The following is a 20,939-nucleotide window of genomic DNA, read 5'->3' on the forward strand; positions in this document are numbered from 1 at the left end:
TTTGTTTCGTCCTTCGCTTCGATTGCTTAGAGCGCTTCCGCGCCCGAAATGATTTCGATGAGTTCTTTGGTGATCTGGGCCTGGCGCTGACGGTTGTAGCTGAGCTGCAGCTGGCCGATCATTTCACCCGCATTGCGGGTCGCATTGTCCATTGCCGACATCTGCGCGCCATAGAACGAAGCACTGTTTTCCAACAGCGCCCGCAGCACCTGCACCGCAATATTGCGCGGCAGCAGATCTTCCACGATCGCTTCTTCACTCGGCTCATATTCGTAGGGGATCGCCGACGCTTCGACGGCGCCGTCTGCCTTGGCCGGCAGCTTGGCCGGGATCAGTTGCTGCGCCGTTGGCACCTGGCTGATCACGCTGCCGAACTTGGCAAAATACAGCGTTGCCACGTCGAACTCGCCGGCGTTGAACATTTCAAGCACCTTGTCCGTGACCTGCTGGGCCTGGACGAATCCGACCCGCTTGATCTCGCGGAAATTGAAGGTGTCGACGATGTTGTCGGCATATTGCCGGCGCAGGATATCGTGGCCCTTGCGGCCCACGGTCAGCATCTTGACCGTCTTGCCTTCACTGAGCAGCTTGGCCGCATGTTCACGCGCCAGACGGGCAATCGAGGAGTTGAAGCCGCCAGCCAGGCCGCGCTCACCGGTGGCAACCACCAGCAAATGCACCTGATCCTTGCCCGTACCGCCAAGCAGCACAGGGGCGTTTTCCTGACCTTCGTAAACGGCGCCGAGCGCCGCCAGCACCTTGCCCATGCGTTCGGCATAGGGGCGCGCGGCCTCGGCTGCTTCCTGGGCACGGCGGAGCTTGGCCGCCGCAACCATCTGCATGGCCTTGGTGATCTTCTGGGTCGATCTGACCGAGTCGATCCGGTTCTTGAGGTCCTTTAGCGAAGCCATTGGCCGTCGATCTCCCTGCTGGCCTTAAGCCGCGTAGGTCTTCTTGATCTCGTCAAGTGCGGACTTGAGCTGCGCCCGGGTGTCGTCGCTCAGGGCCTTCTCGGTGGCGATGGTCGAGAGCAGCTCGGCATATTTGCCGCGCAGCGCCGACAGCACCGTCTGCTCGAAGTCGCTCACCTTGTTGACGGCAATGCTATCGAGATAGCCATTGGCGCCGGCAAAGATCACCGCAACCTGCTCTTCCATCTTGAGCGGGCTGAACTGGGGCTGCTTGAGCAGCTCGGTCAGCCGCGCGCCACGGTTGAGCAGACGCTGGGTAGCCGCATCCAGATCAGAACCGAACTGGGCGAAGGCCGCCATTTCGCGATACTGGCTGAGCTCGCCCTTGAGCGAACCGGCAACCTGCTTCATCGCCTTGACCTGTGCCGAGGACCCCACGCGTGACACCGACAGACCAACGTTCACGGCAGGACGGATGCCTTGGAAGAACAGATTGGTTTCAAGGAAGATCTGGCCGTCGGTGATCGAAATCACGTTGGTCGGGATATAGGCCGACACGTCGTTGGCCTGTGTCTCGATCACGGGCAGCGCGGTCAGCGAACCCAGACCGTGCGCTTCGTTCAGCTTGGCAGCACGCTCAAGCAGACGCGAATGCAGGTAGAACACGTCACCGGGATAGGCTTCGCGACCGGGTGGACGACGCAGCAGCAGGCTCATCTGACGATAGGCAACGGCCTGCTTGGTCAGATCGTCATAGGCGATCACGGCATGCTTGCCATTATCGCGGAAGAACTCGCCAATGGCACAACCGGTGAACGGGGCGATGTATTGCAGCGGCGCCGGATCGGAAGCGGTTGCTGCGATCACCACTGAATACTGCAGCGCGCCGGCTTCTTCGAGCTGACGCACGAACTGGGCCACGGTCGAGCGCTTCTGGCCGACCGCAACATAGATGCAGTAGAGCTTCTCGGTGTCCGAAGCATTGGCGTCATGCGCCGGCTTCTGGTTGAGGAAGGTATCGAGAATGATCGCCGACTTGCCGGTCTGGCGGTCACCAATGATCAGCTCGCGCTGGCCACGGCCAATCGGGATCAGCGCATCGATGGCCTTGAGGCCCGTCGACATCGGCTCATGCACCGACTTGCGGGGCAGAATGCCAGGCGCCTTGACGTCAACGCGGCTGCGCTCGGTATGCTCGATCGGACCCTTGCCGTCGATCGGGTTGCCCAGACCGTCAACAACGCGACCCAGCAGACCCATGCCGACCGGGGTATCCACGATCGAACCGGTACGCTTGACGACATCGCCTTCCTTGATGGAACGGTCATTGCCGAAAATCACGACACCGACATTGTCGGTTTCAAGGTTCAGGGCCATGCCCTTGATGCCGCCCGGGAACTCGACGAGCTCACCAGCCTGCACATTGTCCAGACCATAGACGCGGGCAATACCGTCACCGACGGAAAGCACCTGACCGACTTCGGAAACCTGGGCTTCCTGGCCGAAATTCTTGATCTGGTCCTTGAGGATCGCAGAAATTTCCGCGGCTTTGATGTCCATTATCCGACCTCTTTCATGGCGATCTTCATCGCAGCGAGTTTTGTCTTGAGCGAAGAGTCGATCATCTGGCTGCCGACCTTCACCTGAAGGCCGCCAATCAAGGAGGGATCGACGAATTGATTGAGCGTGACGGTCTTGCCGATCTTGGCCTTGAGCGTCTCGCCGAGTGCGGCAATCTGATCGGCGTTCAACGGCGCCGCGGAAGTCACATCCGCCGTCGTTTCGTCACGTGCCTTGGCGGCCAGGTCACGAAACCCGGCAATGATGGCATCAAGCGCAAACAGGCGGCCATTCTGAGCCACCAGCCGCAGGAAATTGCCGACCAGTTCATTGGTCGTCGCCTTGGCCAGCAGCGCATCGAGTGCACTGGCCTTGTTGTCGGCGGAAATCACGGGCGAACGCAGGAAGCGCGCAAAATCTGCACTCTCTCCGATCAGACGGGAGATGTCGGAAAGTGACGTCTCAACCGATGCCAACTGGTTCTCGCTGCTGGCGAGATCAAACAGCGCCGACGCATATGGCCGAGCAATCTGGGTAAGCACTGAATTCTGCGCTGCCAATGCCGCATCACCCTCTTGGTTGCCTGCCTGCTTGCCGCCTGATCTGGTTGGAAAACCCGGGCGGTCGCTGACGCTTGTTCTTGAATGGAAAAGAGGACGTCCGGAGCCCCCTTCAAAGTCGCGCTCGCTCTAGCACAAGGCTCGCGGGCCTTGCAAGGCTTAGGGGCATGATTCAAATGCGGCGAAAGTGTCGCAGGCTGACCCTACATGAAGCTCATCGGGTCGATATCGACCTGAACCCGCAGATTGCCGCTGACCTTGTCGGCCGAGGCAAGCCAGAACCGGACATAGCCCGAGAGGTCAAAATCCTTGCCCGACTGGGCCAGCAGCCGCACCCGGTAGCGGCCGCGCACCATGGCAATGGGGGCGTCGGCGGGGCCGAACAGCCGCACGCCCTCGGCCATCGGCGCCGCAGAAAGCAGCTTTTTGGCAAAGCCCATCGCCACGTCATGCTCATTGGCCGAAATGATGAGAGCCGCCAACCGGCCAAAGGGTGGCAACCCGCCAGATTCGCGCGCCGCCAGCTCATGGGCGTAAAACGCTTCCCGATCGCCGCTGACCATGGCCCGCATCACCGCATGGTCAGGGTGATAGGTCTGCAGGAACGCCTTGCCATTCCTGGAGGCGCGTCCGGCGCGCCCCGCCACCTGGGTCAGGATCTGGAAGGTCTTCTCGGCCGCGCGCGGATCGCCATGCGCCAGCCCCAGATCGGCATCGAGCACACCCACCACGGTGAGCTTTTCAAAATGGTGCCCCTTGGACACCAGCTGCGTGCCAATGATCAGGTCGAATTCACCGCGCTCGATCTCGGCCAGCCGCTCCTTGAGCTGGGCAGTGCTGCCCATGTCCGAGGACAGAATCACCCGCCGCGCATCGGGGAAGCGCGCCGCCGCCTCTTCGGCCACCCGTTCGATGCCCGGCCCTACCGCGATCAGGGCATCGGCCGCGCCACATTCGCCACAGACCGTGGGCGTGCGCACTTCGTGCCCGCAATGGTGGCACATCAAGACGCCACGAAACCGGTGCTCGACCATCCAGGCCGAACAGTCCGGACATTGATACTGGTGCCCGCAGGAGCGGCACAGCGTCAGCGGTGCATAGCCGCGCCGGTTGAGAAACAGCAGCGCCTGCTCGCCCCGGTCCAGCGCCCCGAACACTTCGCGCGCCAGGAGGGGCGCAATCCACGACCCCTTTTCCGGGCCATCGATTCGCATGTCGATGGTGGTGATATTGGGCATCGCCGCCTCGGCATAGCGCGAGGTCAGCAGCACATGGGCATAGCGGCCGCCATTGGCGTTGTTGCGGGTTTCCACCGATGGCGTGGCCGAGGACAGGATGACCCGGGCATTGCTGAGATGGGCGCGCACCACCGCCATGTCACGGGCGTGATAGGTGATGCCATCGGCCTGTTTATAGGCGCCGTCATGCTCTTCATCGAGCACCAGCATGCCCAGTTCGCGAAATGGCAGGAACAGCGCCGAACGCGCGCCCACCACCGCCCGTACCGTGCCATCGAGCACACCACGCCAGACCTTGGCCCGCTGCACGGGCGTCATATCGGAATGCCATTCGGCCGGCCGCGTGCCAAACCGCTTGGTGAAGCGGCTGATAAAGCTGTTGGTCAGGGCGATCTCGGGCAGCAGGATCAGGGCCTGCCGCCCCGCCCGCAGCGTATCGGCCACCGCCTCGAAGAACACTTCGGTCTTGCCACCGCCCGTCACGCCATCCAGCAGCGCCACCCCGAACTGCTGCGCATCGAGCGCCAGGATCTGCTCGAGCGCCTGTTGCTGGCCCACCGACAGCGTTGCCACTGCCGCCTCCGGATTGGGCGGCTCGACAATGGGAGGCGCCGGCAGTTCCAGCCGTTCGATGGCCCCGACCCGCTCCAGCCCCTCGACTACCGACGCCGATACGCCGGCAGCCTCAAGCAGGGCCGCCTTGGGCCAGGCCATATCGTCCATCAGCACCTCGAGCACCCGCAGCCGGGCCGGCGTCAGCTTGTCGGGCTCGGTGCGGGTTCGGCGAAAAGCCAGCACCGGCCGGGGCGCATCAAGCGCCTCGGTCGAGCGCAACACTGCCCGCAATACCTGGCCGGGGGCGGCCAGGGTGTAGCGGGCTACCCACTCCACCAGCTTGAGCAGCTCCTCGCTGAGCGGGGGGACATCATAGGCATGGGCGATATCGCGCAGCCGGTTATGCGCCACCATGTCCTTGGGCGCCCCCCAGACCACGCCCAGCACCAGACGCGGCCCCAGCGGCACCGAAACAATCGAGCCGCGGCTGACCGCCATGCCCGCCGGCACGCGATAGCTGTAGGGGCCGTCAACGGCGACCCCCACCATGACGGCGACTATATCTGGACGCTGTTCCATCTGTGCCCGTTCTGTTCGCTGTGAACATAGGGAGCGCGTGGTGATTCTGCGACAGTGCCGACGCGGGTTTGGCGCGGGGCTAACCCACGACCAGGGTCGAGCCGCTCCGCACCGCCTCGGCCAGATGGATCACATCCTGCTGCAACAGCCGGACGCAGCCGCTTGAAACAGCCTGGCCGATTGAGCGCTCATCGGGATTGCCGTGGATACGGTAGATCGTGTCGACATTGCCCTGATGAATATAGAGCGTGCGCGCGCCCAGCGGATTGTCGAGGCCCGGCTCCATGCCCCGGCGATATTGTTCCAGTTCAGGCTGGCGGTCGATCATGTCGGACGGTGGCGTCCAGGTCGGCCACGATTTCTTGTAGGCGATGTGGGCGCGGCCGGCCCAGGCAAAGCCGTCCCGGCCAATACCAACGCCATAGCGCGTGGCAAGGTTATCCTGGCCCACATGGTAGAGGAAACGGCTGGCGGTATCGACCACCACCGTGCCCGGCTTCTCCCCGGTTGGGTCAACCACAGTCTGGCGCCAGTAGATCGGATCGACCAGCGACATGTCGGCGGCCCGCAGGAAGTAGGGCTCATCATAGACCGCGCCGTACATCAATTGCACGTCAGAGGGCACTGGATGGCGGACCGGACCGGTATCCACCGCCACGCGCTGTGGCGTGGTGGTGGCGCAGCCGGCCAGGGCCAGGGCAGAAAGACTAGCGGCGCCGGCCAGAAACTGGCGGCGGCCTACGGAAAGACTGATCATATCGAGAACTCGAAGATTGGGGCCCCGGGGGCCGCAGAAACGGGAAGGATGAAACGCTGAACGATCAGGCCCCTCGTGGCGGTGGCAGCTCGGCCTCCGGCTCAATGGCGGCGGCAGCCAGCGCCACCAGCCGGCGCAGGTCGGCATGGCTTGTCACGCCGCTGGCGACCGTGGCGCTCGTCATCACACCCTGATCGGGATGGCAGGGCAGCACGCGTTTGCCGCCCAGCGATTTGCAGGTCACCACCTTGGTCGGGGTCGTCGCGGAAACCTGGCTATGGCCCGCTGACCACATCGCGCTGGAGACACCGGCAGCCAGCGACAGGCTGGGGGCGCTCAGGCCGGCCAACGCCAGGATCAACACAGCAATGCCCAAAAGACGTTTCATAGCGTGGCCATAGCGCGGCTGGCGCTGGCGCGGAAGGCCCTCACGCCGGTGTGTTGACGGCCCGGTTCGGGCTGCTGCTGATATGCAACACCAGGACGATCCGGGCCGGCCGCGTTAAGCTCAGGTTTACTCTGCAGGCCGAAATTGCTGCCATGGTCGATTCCGCTTTTGCCACCGACGAGTTTATCCGCGCCCGGATCAGTGCCTGGCAGCGCGAACTCGGCTCGGTGCGCCGGCTGGCCGCCAATACGCTCGACGCCTATGGCCGCGATCTCGATCAATTCCTGCAGTTTCTCGCCGGCCATACCGGCGGCCCGGTATCGCTCGATACGCTCAAGGAGCTGCGCGGCGCCGATGTGCGCGCCTTCATGGCGCAGCGGCGCAGCGAGAGCCTGGGGTCGCGCTCGCTGGCCCGGGTGCTCTCGGCACTCAAGAGCTTCTTCCGCTTCCTCGAGCGTGAAGGGGTGATGGCCACCGAAGCGCTCAATGTGATCCGCACGCCAAAGCTGCCCAAATCCCTGCCCAAGGCGCTGACCGTCATCGAGGCCCGCGCCACCATCGCCACCACCAATGAACTGGAAGACCGACCCTGGGTGGCGGCCCGGGACATGGCGGTGCTCAGCCTGTGCTATGGCGCCGGCCTGCGCATTGCCGAGGCACTGGCGCTGACCCGCAGTGACCTCGAAACCGAGGTTTTGCGCGTGACGGGCAAGGGTGGCAAGACCCGCATGGTGCCGCTGATCGCCGCCGTCCGGCGCTCCATCGCGCTCTATCTCGACCTGTGCCCGTTCAAATCCTGGCCCGAAGAACCGCTGTTCCGCGGCGTCAGGGGCGGGGTATTGTCGCCGCGGCTGATCCAGCTGCGGGTGGCCCAGTTGCGCGGGGCGCTGGGCCTGCCACCCTCGGCCACTCCCCATGCGCTGCGCCATTCCTTTGCCACCCATTTGCTGGGCAAGGGCGGGGATTTGCGCGCTATCCAGGAATTGCTCGGCCATGCCAGCCTCTCCTCGACCCAGATCTACACTGCCGTGGACACCGAGCGGCTGCTCGAAAGTTACCGCAACGCCCATCCGCGCGGCTGACACCGCCTTCACTCTCTCGCCACCCAAACTGCCGAACCGTTTTCGTCTGGCCCGACTTGTCGGCCACGCTCTGCCGCTGCGATAATGCTCGGCAAATGAGCCGCTCTTGAACCCGTCCGCACCCATCGCCCCCGTCAACGACCCGCTCGGCTACAGCTTGGCCGTGGCCGGCGCCGTGCTGTTCTCCACCAAGGGCATTTTCATCAAGCTCGCTTACGCTCATGGCGTCTCCACCGAGATGCTGCTCAGCCTGCGCATGCTGGTGGCGCTGCCGGTCTATCTGCTGATTATGCTCACCCTTTTGCGGCGCGAGGATAACTTGCGCCGCCTGCTCACCCTGCCGGTCGTGCTTGCCAGCATGGCCGTGGGCATTCTGGGCTACTATTTTTCCAGCTATCTCGACTTTCTGGGCCTGAACTTCCTCACCGCACAATATGAACGGCTGGTACTGTTCACCTATCCCTTCTTCGTACTGCTGTTTGGCGTCTGGTTCTTTGGCGATCGCATGGCCTGGCGCGTCGTGCCGCCCATGCTGGTGTCCTATGCCGGGCTGCTGGTGATTTTCGGCTGGAACCTGGCGATCAGCCCGGACGGCTTGCTCACCGGCACCTTGCTGGTACTGGGCTCGGCCATCAGCTTTGCGCTGTATCAACACCTGGCCAAGCGGCAGATGCTGTTGATCGGCGCCGGCCTGTTCACCTGTATCGGCATGTCCACCGCCGCCGTGGTCGCCATTGCCCAGAACCTGATTGTGGCCGGCCCCGCCAGCTATGGAAACCTGGCGCCGGAAATATGGGGCTACGGGCTGGCGCTGGGGCTACTGGGCACCGTGCTGCCCTCGTTCTTGATGAATGCGGGCATGGCGCGAATCGGCGCCCGGGCCACCGCCTCGACGGGCGCCTTCGGCCCCATTGTCACCATCATCATCGCCGTCTGGGTGCTGGGCGAACCGTTCACCCTGTTTCATGCCATCGGCACGGCGCTGGTGCTGACCGGTTCAGTGCTGTTCACCCGCGCCGAGCGGCAGGCGCGCGCAGAATTCCTCCCGCCGGGGCTGTTGGACAGCCCCAAGCCCCTCTAATGTAGTGCAAGCACTTGCGGATTGATCTGGGAAGGGACCACCGATGAATGCCTGGAAGACTGTTTTCACCAGCGCGGCGCTGAGCCTGATGCTGGCGGCGGGCGCTGTTGCCCCGGCCCTGGCGCAGGATGAAGCTGCCGCCAATGCCACCGCCGAACCGATCGATTTTGGCGACGACGCCAGCGAGTGGGCCCATGACGGCGAGTGCGATGACCCGCGCTTCACCGGCCCCGCTGCGGCAGTCGAACTGCTCGAAGCCGACCGGCTGCACGACGCCACCGACTGCCGCACCGCCTTTGAACAGGGCAGGCTGACACTGATCACGCCCGGTGACGCCAGCGAAGCGGCAGGCGATACCGGCAGCGTCGCCCGCATCATTTTTGGCGATGATTCGGGGGAATGGGCCCATGACGGGGAATGCGACGATCCCGATTTCGTCGGCGCCGGCATGACCGCCAAGCCCTCGCCGGAAAGCCGACTGCACGACGCCAGCGACTGTCGCGCCGCCTTTGAACAGGGCACGATCGCGCTGGCATCGGCCGGGGGGCCCGCCCTTGTCGATTTTGACTATGGCAGCGACACCAGCGTCTATGCCTATGACGGCGAATGTGACGACCCGCGCTTTGAGGGCCCGGGCACCGACAAGAAGCTGCTGGCCGACGACATGCTGGCCGATGCCAATGACTGCCAGTCACTCGAGGCGCGGGGCGAGGTCAGCATCCGTACCGTCTATCGGCCCGACTATGCCGCCGGCGCGCCCTATGACAGCACCGGCATCATCTTTGGTGACGACAGTTCGAGCTATGCCCTTGATGGCGAGTGCGACGACCCGCGCTTTGAAGGCCCCGGCGCGGCCCCGACGCTGCTGGACAGCGACAGTGAACACGACGCCACCGACTGCCGAACCGCCTATGAGGCTGGCCTGGTGATGTTGCGCTAGAGGCACGCTGAAACGCCTGACCGGGCGCGGCGCTACCAGGCGGCAAATGTGCCCGGCGTGGCGATGGTGTCGGTGCCGCAATCGAACTTGCCGGCCCGGTCAGCCGCCGCCCGGGCCAGCTCATTGGCATTGGAATTGGCCCGGGCGTCGACATAGGCGATGTGGCAGCTATTGCCCTCGGCCAGTTGCGTCACCACCAGCACCTGGCCGCTATCGACGCCGGTGTCGATACCGGCAATGTGGTAGCGCACAATGGTGGCCACCGGCAGCCAGCGCCCCGACGCCTTGCTCAACCGCCACTCCAGCGTGTCGCCGAGCCGGTTGAACGGCCCCAGGGTCTGCCCGCCCGGCTCCTTGTCGATATTGAAGCCATAGACGATTGTGAAACGCAGATCGCCCTCGCTGACATGGACCGGATAGCCCTTGTAGCCCGGGCAGGACCAGCTGACGCCGAAGTCATCGGCATCGAGCACCAGGCAATCATTGTCCAGATCGAGATCGGTATAGGCGCTGGTAAATTGCGCCTGGGCGGGACCGGCCAGCGCCAGTACGGCCAATGTTGCAAATACAAAGGGTTTCATCTTGGCTCCGGGGCGCGTAGGAAACACAAACATTTTGCGGCAGCGCCTATGCACCAAACGCGCTTGCCTTTGCCGGGCCATTATGGGCACAACGCAGCCACTTTGTGGCCCCCTTGCTGAACGAGACCTGAAGCCAGATGAATATCGACGCCATCCCCACCGGGAACAACCCGCCTGACGACCTCAACGTCATTATCGAAGTCCCCATGGGCGGCGAGCCGATCAAGTACGAGATCGACAAGGCCAGCGGCGCCCTGTTTGTTGACCGCTTTCTCTATACGCCGATGCGCTATCCCGGCAATTACGGCTTTGTGCCCCACACGCTGTGCGGCGATGGCGATCCGCTCGACGTCATCGTGATGAATTCGCGCCCGCTGGTTCCCGGCGCCGTCGTGCGCTGCCGCCCCATCGGCGTGCTGTTCATGGAAGACGATGGCGGCCAGGACGAAAAGATCCTTGCCGTGCCGGTGCAGAAACTGACCCGCATGTATGACGAGATCAAGGACATCACCGACATGCAGGCCATCCAGGTCGAGCGGGTGAATCACTTCTTCACCCATTACAAGGATCTCGAACCCGGCAAATGGGCCAAGATCTCCCATGTCGGCGGCTATGAGGATGCGCGCAAGGTGATCCTCGACTCCATCGCGCTGCACAACAAGCAGGCCTGATCTTTGCGATTTGAAAGGGGCGCCGGCGCCCCTTTCGCTGTTTATGGTGGGCCTCCGGGGCCTAGCGGCCCAGCCCCATGCGGGCCATCACCCGGTCCCGCACGATGAACTGGTGATAGAGCGCCGCGCCGATATGGCCGATCAGGAGCGCAATCAGCACCTTGGACAGCACATCATGGACCCTGAACGGGGCGACCGCGCCAAACTCGGGCAAGGGCAGCGGCACCGTGCCGAACACCTGCAGATTGGCGCCGGTGAGCAGCAGCGTGGCGATGCCGCTGGCCACCATCACCAGCACGACGAGATAGAGCGCGCCATGCACCCCGCGCGAGGCGATGGCCTGGAACCGCGACATGCCCGTCACAGCGGGGGGACGCTGGTCAAACAGCACGAACCAGAAAATCCGCAGAATCGTCAGCACCCCGATCAGCACGCCCATCACCGCGTGCGCCCGCAACAGCGTCACTTCGGTAGCTGGATCGGTCGTGTTGGCGGCGTTCATTCCGCTGATCAACATGGCCAATATCGCCAGGGCGGTGAGCCAGTGAATGGCAATGGCGACCGAGCCATAGCGGGTCTGCGTGCTGGTGAGCGACATTACCGGCTCCTTGCCATGATCGTCTGTGACGGCCTATACATAGCACACTATGTATTTGACTGACAAGCAACACCGATGACCCTGACGCGCGAGACTTCCATTGGCTATCTGAGCAATTGGGCGGCCCGGCTGTTTACCCGGGCCATTGAACGCCGCCTGGCGCCCGCCGGCATTGCCACCGCCTATCTGCCGGTGCTGTTTGCGCTGGGCGATGGCACGGCCATGACGCAAAAGGCGCTGGCGCAGCGCGCCGCCGTCGAACAGCCTACCATGGCCGCCACCCTCAAGCGCATGGAGCGTGATGGCCTGGTGCAGCGCCGGCCCGACCCGGCCGACCGGCGCAGCGCCCTGGTGGCGCTGACGCCGCTGGCCAGCGGGCAGCTGGACCGCGTGCAAACCGTGGTCCAGCAGATCAATGCCATGGCGATGGCCAATCTGCAGCCCGCCGAACAGCAGGCCCTGCTCACCCACTTGCTGCAGGTGATTGCCGCGCTTGAGGCCGACGAGGCCGCCGCGCAGAAATAGCCGCCAGCCCGGCGCCACCCGACCCGTCTCAGGCCAGCCGATAGGTCTGCACCACATTGCCCTTGCTGGTAACCTGGCTGCCCACCAGCGCCAGCCGGGTGGTCGGATCACCCGGCTCGAACAGGTGCCGCCCGTTGCCGGCAATCACCGGATGGGTGATCAGCACCAGCTCATCGAGCTGGCCAGCAAACAGCAGCTGGCGCACCAGCGAAATGCCGCCCATGGCGGCGATTTCGCCGCCACTTCCCTGCTTTAGCCCGCGCACGAAGTCGAGCAGGTCGCCATCGATCAGCCTGGCATTGTTCCAGCCCAGCGGCCCGCTCAGCGTATCGGACGCGACATGCTTGGGCACGCCATTGATGAAGCGGGCAAAGTCATCGTCGAGCTGGGCATTGGGCCAGTAGCGGCTCCATTCCTCGTAGCCGACCCGACCCAGCAGCACGTCGCTGACCCGCTCCTGTACGCCGGTCAGCAGCACGCCCAGCTCGTCGTCAAAGCTGTCGAATTGAAAGAGATTGGGCGCCTCCACCACGCCGTCAATCGAATGAAATAGCCCCGCCACCACTTTTCGCATCAAATTCTCCCTGTTGGCGCGGCCCCGTTGGCCGCCCGTTGCCATTATGACGAAGCGATGGGCCGCGTTCCGACAAGGCAGATTTGCCCCTCAATCGGCGCTGCCCGGGCGCTCCTGCCGCAGGGCCGCCACCTCGGCGCGCAGGGCGCGCAGTTCGCCAAGGATATGGACGGTATCGTCATGCAGGGCCTGCCGGTCGGCGGTGGCGGTCGCCTCGGTTTCCTCCTGCATGGCCGAGACGATGACACCGATGAAAAGGTTGAGCACCGCATAGGTCGAGAGCAGGATGAAGGGCACGAAGAACATCCAGGCCAGCGGGAAGGCCTCCATCACCGGCCGGACAATGCCCATCGACCAGCTTTCCAGCGTCATCACCTGGAACAGCGTATAGAGCGTGGCGCCCAGGCTGCCGAACCAGTCGGGAAACTGCTCCCCGAACAGATTGGTCGCCATCACCGCCGCCACATAGAACAGCATGCCCATCAGCATGATGATCGAGCTCATGCCCGGCAGGGCGGCCACCAGCCCGCCGACGACACGGCGCAGGGCCGGCAGCGTCGAGACCAGGCGCAGCGCCCGCAGGATGCGCAGGGCGCGCAGCACCTGGAACGGGCCGCTGGCCGGCACCAGGGCAATGGCGACGACGAAGAAGTCAAACAGGCTCCAGGGATCGCGGAAGAAGGCCGGCCCGAAGGCAAATAGGCGCAGCGCGATCTCGACCACGAAGATGACGAGGATAATGCTATCGAGCGCCTGCAGGAGCGGGCCAAAGCGGGCGACAATGCCGGCATCGGTTTCCAGCCCCAGCACCAGCGAATTGAGCAGGATGACGGCCACGATGGCCTGCTCCCAGCGGCGGGAACTGAGCAGATGAACAAGCGCCTGACGCATGGCGGGCAATCTCCGGATTTTTGCCGCACGAGGCAGAGGCCAGGGCGCGGGATTCGTCAAGGGGTTTGGGGGGCGGGCAAGGGCGCAGCCGTCAGCGCCGCCTGCAGCGCGGTTGTCACAACAGGAGCGGGCCCCGAGGCGGGTTTCGCCTCTGGTAATTTAAAACAGTGAGACGGAAACCGCCTCGGGGCGCCGGTTTTTGGAACTGTACGGCGGCACGGGGATCGCTCGCCCCCACACGGCCGGACTGGAACCTGTGGAAGAGACGAACCTCCACCCGGCACACCCCACCACTGTTCGCCTGCAGGCCGCCCGTGTGGGGTGATGGGCGGATTATGCGGGAGGTTTGGGGGACGGGGAGAAGATGGATAAGTCCTTTTGGGTGGCCGGCACTCTGCGCAGGTGCCGCCCCCCACCCTCATTCCCTCCCCACAAGGGGGAGGGAGGCCTGTCCGGCGCATTGGATGGTGATCGTGCCCGTGACCGTGGTCCCATCGTCTCCCTCCCCCTTGTGGGGAGGGATCAAGGGTGGGGGGCGGTTGGCCCTGATATCCGGGCTCACGCACCCCCTCCCAACCTCCCCCTTCAAGGGGGAGGTGCCACCCGGTGCGTGGGGTGAGACCGTGCCAAAATACGCGGTCGTCACGCGGTGGGTGGGAAGCATTGAGGCACCCACAAACGCGGTGTCATCCCGGCGCAGACCGGCATCGTCACCGTGCAGCAATATTTTCGTCATCAGCGTGTTCAGCCACTGTCACACCGCTGCCGTAAGCCGCACACTGCTCTGGACAAAGGACTGTTCCGCGATGACGCCAAGCTTCAACTTCTCCCGCCGCCTCACCCTGCAACTGCTCGGCTCGGCCGCCATGCTGCCGCTGGCCCTGCCATTGGCCCGCGCCATCGCCGCCGACTCCGCCGGCCGGGTACTGATCCTCTCGGACCTGCATTCGGCCTATGAGCATTCGGCCCAGTTGCTGGCCGCGTTGCGCAGCGAAATTCAGGACCATGCCGTGCCGCACATCATTGCCATCAATGGCGATGTGTTCGAAGCCGGCAATGTGGTGGCCAGCCGCTCCGCCGGTCGCGTCGACTGGGCGCTGCTGGAAGCCCTCGCCGGCCTGGCCCCCACCGTGCTCAATATCGGCAATCATGAACCCGATTTCAGCGATGACCTAGCCAAGGTCGTCGAGCAGGCCCAGGCGCTGGGCATCACGGTTGTTTCCAACATTCTCGACAGCCGCAGCGGCACCCCCTATGCCCCGGCCACCGCCAGCCTCAAGCTGGGCGACATGGCGGTCAATGTGGTCGGCATCGCCACCCCGGCCCTGTTCACCTATCCCAAAGCGCTGCGCGACAGCCTCACCCTGCCCGATCCGGTCGAGTGGGCCAGCGCCAATCTGGCAGAAGCCCTCGCCGCTGACGGCCTCGACCTGGTGCTCAGCCATGCCGGCGTGGTCGCCGACCGCGCCATCCTGCCCCTGCTGCCCGATGGCACGCTGATCGTGGGCGGCCACGACCATCTGCTGCTGACCCACGAGGAAGGCCGCAGCCGCTACGTCCATACCGGCTCCTGGAGCAATGTCTATACGGTGGCCGAGATCGCCGCCGACGGGGCGATCACCCTCAGCCAGACCGAACTGCCCGCCGATATCGCCCCCGATGCCGAACTCGCCGCGCTGATCGAGGCCATGCTGGCCGAGCATCTCACCGCCGAGGAACGCGCCGCCATCGGCCAGTCCGAGACCGCCATGAGCCTCGCCGAAACCGGCCGCTTCGTCGCCGCCACCATGGCCACTGGCGCCGGGGCCGATGTCGGCTTTGTCGGTCATACCACGCTGGGTACCGGCCTGCCCCAGGGCGATGTCAGCCAATATGGCTTTAACGCCATTGTCCGCTTCGATGGCAAGCTGATGCTGGCCGAAGTCAGCGCGCAGGTGCTGGCCGAGATCCTCGCCCGGGCCAACCAGGACGGCGCGCAGACCCTCGAACAGCGCACCGGTGACTTTCTCTACGCCGCCCCGACCGACCTGTCGGCCAAGCAGAGCTACACCATTGTCACCAATGACTGGTCCGCCACCAACCAGAAGAGCTATTTTGGCCGTGAGGACCTGGTGTTTACCCCCGACCCCGAGGTGATGCTCAAGGCGCTGGTGACCCAGGCACTGAACTAGGCGTACAACATCACGCCAAAGGCCCGGAGCTTGCGCCCCGGGCCTTCTTCATTCCCGTCCAGACAATGTCTGGTGGTCAGCCCAGATGGGCCAGAACGGCGATCAGCAGCAGGGCCACGATGTTGGTGATCTTGATCATCGGGTTGATGGCCGGGCCGGCGGTGTCCTTGTAGGGATCGCCGACGGTGTCGCCGGTGACCGAGGCCTTGTGCGCGTCGCTGCCCTTGAGGTGCTTGACGCCGTGGCTGTCGGTAAAGCCGTCTTCAAAGCTCTTCTTGGCATTGTCCCAGGCGCCGCCACCGGCGGTCATGGAAATGGCCACGAACAGCCCGGTGACGATGACGCCCATCAGCATGGCGCCCAGGGCCGAGAAGCCGGCAGCGGGTCCGGCGATCCAGTAGATCACGAAGAACACCACGATCGGGCTGAGCACGGGCAACAGGCTGGGCACGATCATTTCCTTGATCGCGGCCCGGGTCAGCATGTCGACTGCCCGGGCATAGTCGGGCTTGGAGGTGCCGGCCATGATGCCCGGATCGGCCTTGAACTGGCGGCGGACTTCCACCACCACCGACTGGGCGGCGCGACCCACCGCCGTCATGCTCATGCCCGAGAACAGGAAGGGCAGCAGACCACCAAACAGCAGGCCCACCACCACATAAGGGTCGGCCAGCGAGAAGGTGAGCGTGCCCATGCCCTGGAAGATTGCCGGGGCGTCAGGCAGGTTGGCGAAGTAGATCAGATCCTGGGTATAGGCCGCGAACAGCACCAGGGCGCCGAGGCCGGCCGAACCAATGGCATAGCCCTTGGTGACGGCCTTGGTGGTATTGCCCACCGCGTCGAGCGCATCGGTATTGTGCCGCACCGCATCGTCCAGCCCGGCCATTTCGGCAATGCCACCGGCATTGTCGGTAACCGGACCAAAGGCATCGAGCGCCACCACCATGCCGGCCAGCGCCAGCATGGTCGCCACCGCAAAGGCGATGCCGAACAGGCCCGCCAGATTATGGGTGACGATGATGCCGGCGATGATCACCAGCGCCGGCAGCGCCGTTGATTCCAGCGACACGGCCAGCCCCTGGATCACATTGGTGCCGTGTCCGGTGACCGAAGCCTCGGCGATGGAATTGACCGGGCGCCGATTGGTGCCGGTGTAATATTCGGTGATGACGATGATCAGCCCGGTAATCAGCAGGCCAGCGACGCCGCACCAGAACAGGCTCATCGGGGTGAAGGTCTTGTCATTGGCGGCAATGGCGACATTGAGATCGCCAAACACGAACCACAGCACCGGGATCAGCGCCACCAGCGACAGCACGCCGGTGGCAATGATGCCCTTGTACAGCGCGCCCATGATGTTGTTGTCGGCGCCCAGCTTGACGAAATAGGTGCCGATGATCGAGGTGACGACGCAGGCGCCGCCAATGGCCAGCGGCAGCACCATGCCCATCAGCTTGAAGGCGTCGGGCAGGATGATGGCGGCCAGCACCATGGTGGCGACGATGGTCACCACATAGGTCTCGAACAGGTCGGCCGCCATGCCGGCGCAGTCACCGACATTGTCGCCCACATTGTCGGCAATGGTGGCCGGGTTGCGCGGATCATCCTCGGGAATGCCCGCCTCGACCTTGCCCACCATATCGCCGCCGACATCGGCGCCCTTGGTGAAGATTCCGCCGCCCAGCCGGGCGAAGATGGAAATCAGCGAGGCACCAAAGCCCAGCGCCACCAGCGCATCGATGACCACCCGGTCATTGAAGGCAAAGCCGAGGAACTGCGTCAGCACCATGAAGTAGAGCGCCACGCCCAGCAGGCCCAGGCCCGCCACCAGCATGCCGGTGACCGCGCCCGATTTGAACGCCAGATCGAGCCCCTTGCCGAGCGAGGAAATCGCCGCCTGGGCGACGCGGACATTGGCCCGCACCGACACGTTCATGCCGATAAAGCCGGCCGCCCCACTGAGCACCGCGCCGATCAGGAAGCCGATGGCGGCATAGATGCCGAGCAGGAAGTAGGCGGCAATCAGGATGACCGCGCCGACAATGGCAATGGTGGTGTATTGCCGCTTGAGATAGGCCGAAGCGCCTTCGCGCACCGCCGCCGAGATTTCCTGCATCCGGGCGGAGCCGGCATCGGCGGCCAGCAATTGCCTTGTGGTGATAACGCCGTAAATGATGGACAGAGCGCCGCATACGACGATCAGCCAGAGTGCCAAAGTCATAGAATAGTCCCTCTCGATGTGCCTCAAGGGACCCGCCGCTGCGCCGCCACCGGTTCCTCCAACCCGCGCCGGACAGCCCTCCAAGGAGCCCCCCTCCTGACCGCCAGATTAGCCAGATTATCGGCTTACGCAATGGGAGTTGCGCGGTTTTGTCGCGGCGGGATGGGCCGAGCGGTGCACAAGGCGCTAGCTGATGGTTTCCAGCGCCGCCACCAGAGCCGTGCTGTCCCCCAGCACTGACAGGGTCTTGAGCCGGGCGGTCTCGCCATGGCTGACGCTGATGGCCGATCTGGGCACGCCCAGCGCCCTGGCCAGCAGCGCGATCACCGCGGCATTGGCGCGGCCCTTGTCGGGCACCGCCTTGACCCGCACGCGCAGTACGGCGCTGCCATCGTCGCGCTGCTGCACGCCCTCGATGACGTCACGCCCGCTATTGGGGGTGGCCCGAACGAAAAGGCTCAGCCCCGTGGGGCTGAGCCGGTAACAGAGTGCCAAAATGCTGTTCCCTCAGGGGACGTAGGCATAGCCGTAGCGCACGATCAGCTGCTGGATGAAGAAGATGCCCAGGAACAGGATGATCGGCGAAATATCGAGGCCCGAGAAATTGGGCATGACGCGGCGAATGGGATTGAGCAGGGGCTCGGTCAACTGGTTGACCACGCGCCAGACGCTGGCCACGAACTGATTGCGCGTGTTGATCACGTTGAACGAGATCAGCCAGCTCATGATGATCATGATCAGCAACACCCACCAGTACAGCTGGAGGATCACCATGATCACGTCGAGAATGGCCTTCATTGCAGTCTCCTGTTTTCACTGCCTATTTAGTCGCAACGCCGCCGCGCGACAAGGGCAGGCCGCAAACCATGAAGACCCCGCTCTGGTCGCACAGAACGGGGCCTCAATGACTGACATCCGGTACGCAGTACAAATCAACCCGGATACGAACGCTGTTGCACAAAGCGTGCCAGAAGCGCGCCCGACCGGCCCGCCCCCGCAATCCGGGCCTTAGCGGGTCAAAGGGCTGACAGCGTTAAGTTTTTGTTCACCATTGAGCGTTGCAAAATGCAATGCGACATGCAGATAGCCTCGCAAAATGCGAGGGGGATCAGTGCAATCCCGTATGCGGATCGGCGCCCAGCATCAGGTTCAGATTCTGCACCGCAGCGCCCGAAGCGCCCTTGCCCAGATTGTCATAGACCGCCACCAGCACCGCCTGCGCCCGCGCGTCACTGGCAAACACATGCAGCTTCATGGTGTTGGTATTGTTGTAGATCTGCGGATCCAGCTCGGGCGACCTGGCCATTTCCACATAGGGCGCCACCTCGACAAAGCTGTTGGGGATGGCGGCGAAATGGTCGGCAATGGCGGCATGCAGCTCGACGCCCTTGGGCACCACGCCCAGATGGCTGAGCTGGAGGGGCACAAAGCTCATCATGCCCTGGGCATAATCGCCCACCGAGGGCACGAATAGCGGCGCCTGGGCCAGCTTGGTATAAGCGGTCATTTCGGGCACGTGCTTGTGCGCAAAGGTCAGCCCATAGGGCATGAAATGGCTGGCCGCCGCACCGGCAGCCTCATATTCGGCAATCATCTGCTTACCGCCGCCGCTATAGCCGGAAATCGCGTTGACGGTGAGCGGATAGCCGCTTGGCAGCAGCCCCGCCTCGATCAGCGGCCGCACCGTGGCGATCACCCCCTGCGGATAGCACCCCGGATTGCTGACAAAGCGCGCCCGGGCGATGACCTCGCTCTGGCCCTTGTCCATTTCGGCAAAGCCATAGGCCCAGTCGCCATGCACCCGGAAGGCCGAGGAGGCGTCGATGACCCGCGTCGTGCCATTGTCGATCAGCGCCACGCTTTCCCTGGCGGCATCATCGGGCAGGCACAGAATGGCAATATCGGCCGCATTGAGCAGCCGCGCCCGCTCATCGATATCCTTGCGCTTGTCCTGGGCAATGGAGATCACCTCCAGATCGCGCCGACCGGCCAGCCGCTCGCGGATCTGCAGACCGGTGGTGCCCGCTTCGCCATCGATGAAAATCTTGCTGACCATGCTCTATCACTCCTGATGCGGCTGCGTAGATGGACCGCCCCGGGCACGGGGTCAAGACGGCCGGCCCTTTCTTCTCCCTCCCCCTCGTGGGGAGGGATCAAGGGTGGGGGTATATGCCAGCTCCAGCAAGCCCCCCACCCGACCCCTCCGGGGCCACCCTCCCCACAAGGGGGAGGGAGAAGAAGGGCCAGCCCCGCGCCTTGCCGTTCGGCGCCGGCAATGCCATTGCTTTGACCAAGTGGACAAAAACCAACGGGAGACCGCCATGACCCCCCATAATCACGCCAAAGCCGGCGACTATGCTGATGCCGTGCTGCTGCCGGGCGACCCGCTGCGCGCCAAATGGATCGCCGAGACCTTTCTCGATGCGCCAGAACTGGTCAATTCCGTGCGCAACTGCCTGGGCTATACCGGCACCTACAAGGGCAAGCGCGTCTCGGTGCAGGCCAGCGGCATGGGCCAGCCCTCGCTGGCCATCTATGCCCATGAGCTGATCAACACCTATGGCGTCACCACGCTGATCCGGGTGGGCACCTGCGGCGGGCTCAATGCCAAGGTCAAGGTGCGCGACCTGATCCTGGCCCAGGCCGCCTCAACCGACAGCGCCATCGTCAAGGGCCGCTTTGGCGCCTTCAACTTTGCCCCGATCGCCGATTTCGGGCTGTTGCGGTCCGCCGCCGACAAGGCCGAGGCCGCCGGCATGCGCTACCACGCCGGCAATATGCTCAGCTCGGACATTTTCTACCATGCCGACGGCATGGCCGGTTACGACAAGCTGCCCGAGCACGGCGTCATCGGCGTCGAAATGGAAGCCGCCGCGCTCTATACGCTGGCCGCCCGCTTCGGCGTCAGGGCGCTGACCATCTGCACCATGACCGACTGCCTGATCACCGGCCAGGAGATCGACGCCGACCAGCGCCAGACCTCGCTCAGGGAAATGGTGAGCGTGGCCCTCGAGGTCGCGATCGAGGGGTAGCGGGCGGCCACGGTGGCGCGCGAT

The 20,939-nt window shown here is 64.2% G+C and carries 21 protein-coding genes; 7 read left to right on the forward strand and 14 right to left on the reverse strand.

Annotation, left to right across the window (positions count from 1 at the left end; genetic code table 11):
- Nucleotides 1-26: 26 nt before the first annotated feature.
- The 6 genes from ABFY71_RS02770 to ABFY71_RS02795 all read right to left on the reverse strand — a co-directional run bounded on the left by ABFY71_RS02770 (nucleotide 27) and on the right by ABFY71_RS02795 (nucleotide 6,548).
- Entirely contained in the window at nucleotides 27-911 is an 885-nt protein-coding gene (locus ABFY71_RS02770; RefSeq protein WP_347944575.1) for a F0F1 ATP synthase subunit gamma, read from the reverse strand.
- Nucleotides 912-935: 24 nt separating this feature from the next.
- The gene (atpA, locus tag ABFY71_RS02775) at nucleotides 936-2,471 is read right to left on the reverse strand and encodes a F0F1 ATP synthase subunit alpha (RefSeq protein ID WP_347944576.1); all 1,536 of its coding nucleotides are present in this window, start codon (nucleotides 2,469-2,471) and stop codon (nucleotides 936-938) included.
- Nucleotides 2,471-3,031 (reverse strand): F0F1 ATP synthase subunit delta, encoded by a 561-nt coding sequence (locus ABFY71_RS02780; protein ID WP_347944577.1) that lies wholly within the window; start codon nucleotides 3,029-3,031, stop codon nucleotides 2,471-2,473. Before ABFY71_RS02780 ends, atpA begins: the two co-directional genes overlap by 1 nt.
- Before the next feature lie 203 nt (nucleotides 3,032-3,234).
- Entirely contained in the window at nucleotides 3,235-5,403 is a 2,169-nt protein-coding gene (locus ABFY71_RS02785; RefSeq protein WP_347944578.1) for a primosomal protein N', read from the reverse strand.
- Nucleotides 5,404-5,482: 79 nt separating this feature from the next.
- Nucleotides 5,483-6,160, reverse strand: a complete 678-nt coding sequence (locus ABFY71_RS02790) for a L,D-transpeptidase (RefSeq protein ID WP_347944579.1) — start codon at nucleotides 6,158-6,160, stop codon at nucleotides 5,483-5,485.
- Nucleotides 6,161-6,224: 64 nt separating this feature from the next.
- Complete coding sequence (locus ABFY71_RS02795; protein WP_347944580.1) at nucleotides 6,225-6,548, reverse strand: hypothetical protein; 324 nt, start codon at nucleotides 6,546-6,548, stop codon at nucleotides 6,225-6,227.
- A 152-nt stretch (nucleotides 6,549-6,700) separates the two neighbouring features.
- On the opposite strand from ABFY71_RS02795, the gene ABFY71_RS02800 reads away from it, so the two are divergent.
- From ABFY71_RS02800 to ABFY71_RS02810, 3 genes are all read left to right on the forward strand, one after another.
- Nucleotides 6,701-7,630 (forward strand): tyrosine recombinase XerC, encoded by a 930-nt coding sequence (locus tag ABFY71_RS02800; protein WP_305578441.1) that lies wholly within the window; start codon nucleotides 6,701-6,703, stop codon nucleotides 7,628-7,630.
- A 106-nt stretch (nucleotides 7,631-7,736) separates the two neighbouring features.
- Entirely contained in the window at nucleotides 7,737-8,711 is a 975-nt protein-coding gene (locus ABFY71_RS02805; protein ID WP_347944581.1) for a DMT family transporter, read from the forward strand.
- Nucleotides 8,712-8,754: 43 nt separating this feature from the next.
- Nucleotides 8,755-9,651, forward strand: a complete 897-nt coding sequence (locus ABFY71_RS02810; protein ID WP_347944582.1) for a hypothetical protein — start codon at nucleotides 8,755-8,757, stop codon at nucleotides 9,649-9,651.
- Between the two features lie 32 nt (nucleotides 9,652-9,683).
- Here the strand turns inward: ABFY71_RS02810 and ABFY71_RS02815 are convergent, their stop codons facing one another.
- Nucleotides 9,684-10,232 (reverse strand): hypothetical protein, encoded by a 549-nt coding sequence (locus ABFY71_RS02815; protein ID WP_347944583.1) that lies wholly within the window; start codon nucleotides 10,230-10,232, stop codon nucleotides 9,684-9,686.
- A 137-nt stretch (nucleotides 10,233-10,369) separates the two neighbouring features.
- Between ABFY71_RS02815 and ppa the strand changes: the two genes are divergently transcribed.
- Nucleotides 10,370-10,903, forward strand: a complete 534-nt coding sequence (ppa, locus tag ABFY71_RS02820; protein WP_347944584.1) for an inorganic diphosphatase — start codon at nucleotides 10,370-10,372, stop codon at nucleotides 10,901-10,903.
- Nucleotides 10,904-10,964: 61 nt separating this feature from the next.
- Here ppa and ABFY71_RS02825 read toward each other — a convergent pair whose 3' ends face one another.
- Nucleotides 10,965-11,501 (reverse strand): cytochrome b, encoded by a 537-nt coding sequence (locus ABFY71_RS02825; protein ID WP_347944585.1) that lies wholly within the window; start codon nucleotides 11,499-11,501, stop codon nucleotides 10,965-10,967.
- A gap of 75 nt (nucleotides 11,502-11,576) precedes the next feature.
- Between ABFY71_RS02825 and ABFY71_RS02830 the strand changes: the two genes are divergently transcribed.
- Nucleotides 11,577-12,026, forward strand: a complete 450-nt coding sequence (locus tag ABFY71_RS02830) for a MarR family winged helix-turn-helix transcriptional regulator (RefSeq protein ID WP_347944586.1) — start codon at nucleotides 11,577-11,579, stop codon at nucleotides 12,024-12,026.
- 28 nt (nucleotides 12,027-12,054) lie between these two features.
- On the opposite strand, the gene ABFY71_RS02835 is transcribed toward ABFY71_RS02830, so the two are convergent.
- Complete coding sequence (locus tag ABFY71_RS02835; RefSeq protein WP_347944587.1) at nucleotides 12,055-12,600, reverse strand: dihydrofolate reductase family protein; 546 nt, start codon at nucleotides 12,598-12,600, stop codon at nucleotides 12,055-12,057.
- A gap of 90 nt (nucleotides 12,601-12,690) precedes the next feature.
- Nucleotides 12,691-13,491 (reverse strand): ion transporter, encoded by an 801-nt coding sequence (locus tag ABFY71_RS02840; RefSeq protein WP_347944588.1) that lies wholly within the window; start codon nucleotides 13,489-13,491, stop codon nucleotides 12,691-12,693.
- Nucleotides 13,492-14,297: 806 nt separating this feature from the next.
- Between ABFY71_RS02840 and ABFY71_RS02845 the strand changes: the two genes are divergently transcribed.
- Complete coding sequence (locus ABFY71_RS02845) at nucleotides 14,298-15,662, forward strand: metallophosphoesterase (RefSeq protein ID WP_347944589.1); 1,365 nt, start codon at nucleotides 14,298-14,300, stop codon at nucleotides 15,660-15,662.
- Nucleotides 15,663-15,738: 76 nt separating this feature from the next.
- Here ABFY71_RS02845 and ABFY71_RS02850 read toward each other — a convergent pair whose 3' ends face one another.
- The 4 genes from ABFY71_RS02850 to argC all read right to left on the reverse strand — a co-directional run bounded on the left by ABFY71_RS02850 (nucleotide 15,739) and on the right by argC (nucleotide 19,939).
- Nucleotides 15,739-17,883 carry a sodium-translocating pyrophosphatase gene (locus ABFY71_RS02850; RefSeq protein ID WP_347944590.1) on the reverse strand — a complete coding sequence of 715 codons (2,145 nt, stop codon included), beginning with the start codon at nucleotides 17,881-17,883 and terminating at the stop codon, nucleotides 15,739-15,741.
- 186 nt (nucleotides 17,884-18,069) lie between these two features.
- Nucleotides 18,070-18,378, reverse strand: coding sequence for a DUF167 family protein (locus tag ABFY71_RS02855; protein WP_305578670.1), 309 nt, complete (start codon nucleotides 18,376-18,378; stop codon nucleotides 18,070-18,072).
- A 12-nt stretch (nucleotides 18,379-18,390) separates the two neighbouring features.
- The gene (locus tag ABFY71_RS02860; protein WP_305578668.1) at nucleotides 18,391-18,681 is read right to left on the reverse strand and encodes a YggT family protein; all 291 of its coding nucleotides are present in this window, start codon (nucleotides 18,679-18,681) and stop codon (nucleotides 18,391-18,393) included.
- Nucleotides 18,682-18,991: 310 nt separating this feature from the next.
- Complete coding sequence (argC, locus tag ABFY71_RS02865) at nucleotides 18,992-19,939, reverse strand: N-acetyl-gamma-glutamyl-phosphate reductase (protein WP_347944592.1); 948 nt, start codon at nucleotides 19,937-19,939, stop codon at nucleotides 18,992-18,994.
- 265 nt (nucleotides 19,940-20,204) lie between these two features.
- Between argC and deoD the strand changes: the two genes are divergently transcribed.
- Nucleotides 20,205-20,915, forward strand: coding sequence for a purine-nucleoside phosphorylase (gene deoD / locus ABFY71_RS02870; protein WP_347944594.1), 711 nt, complete (start codon nucleotides 20,205-20,207; stop codon nucleotides 20,913-20,915).
- Nucleotides 20,916-20,939: the final 24 nt, after the last annotated feature.

The organism is Devosia alba (genome assembly GCF_039938915.1).
In the GTDB taxonomy this organism is placed as follows: domain Bacteria; phylum Pseudomonadota; class Alphaproteobacteria; order Rhizobiales; family Devosiaceae; genus Devosia; species Devosia alba.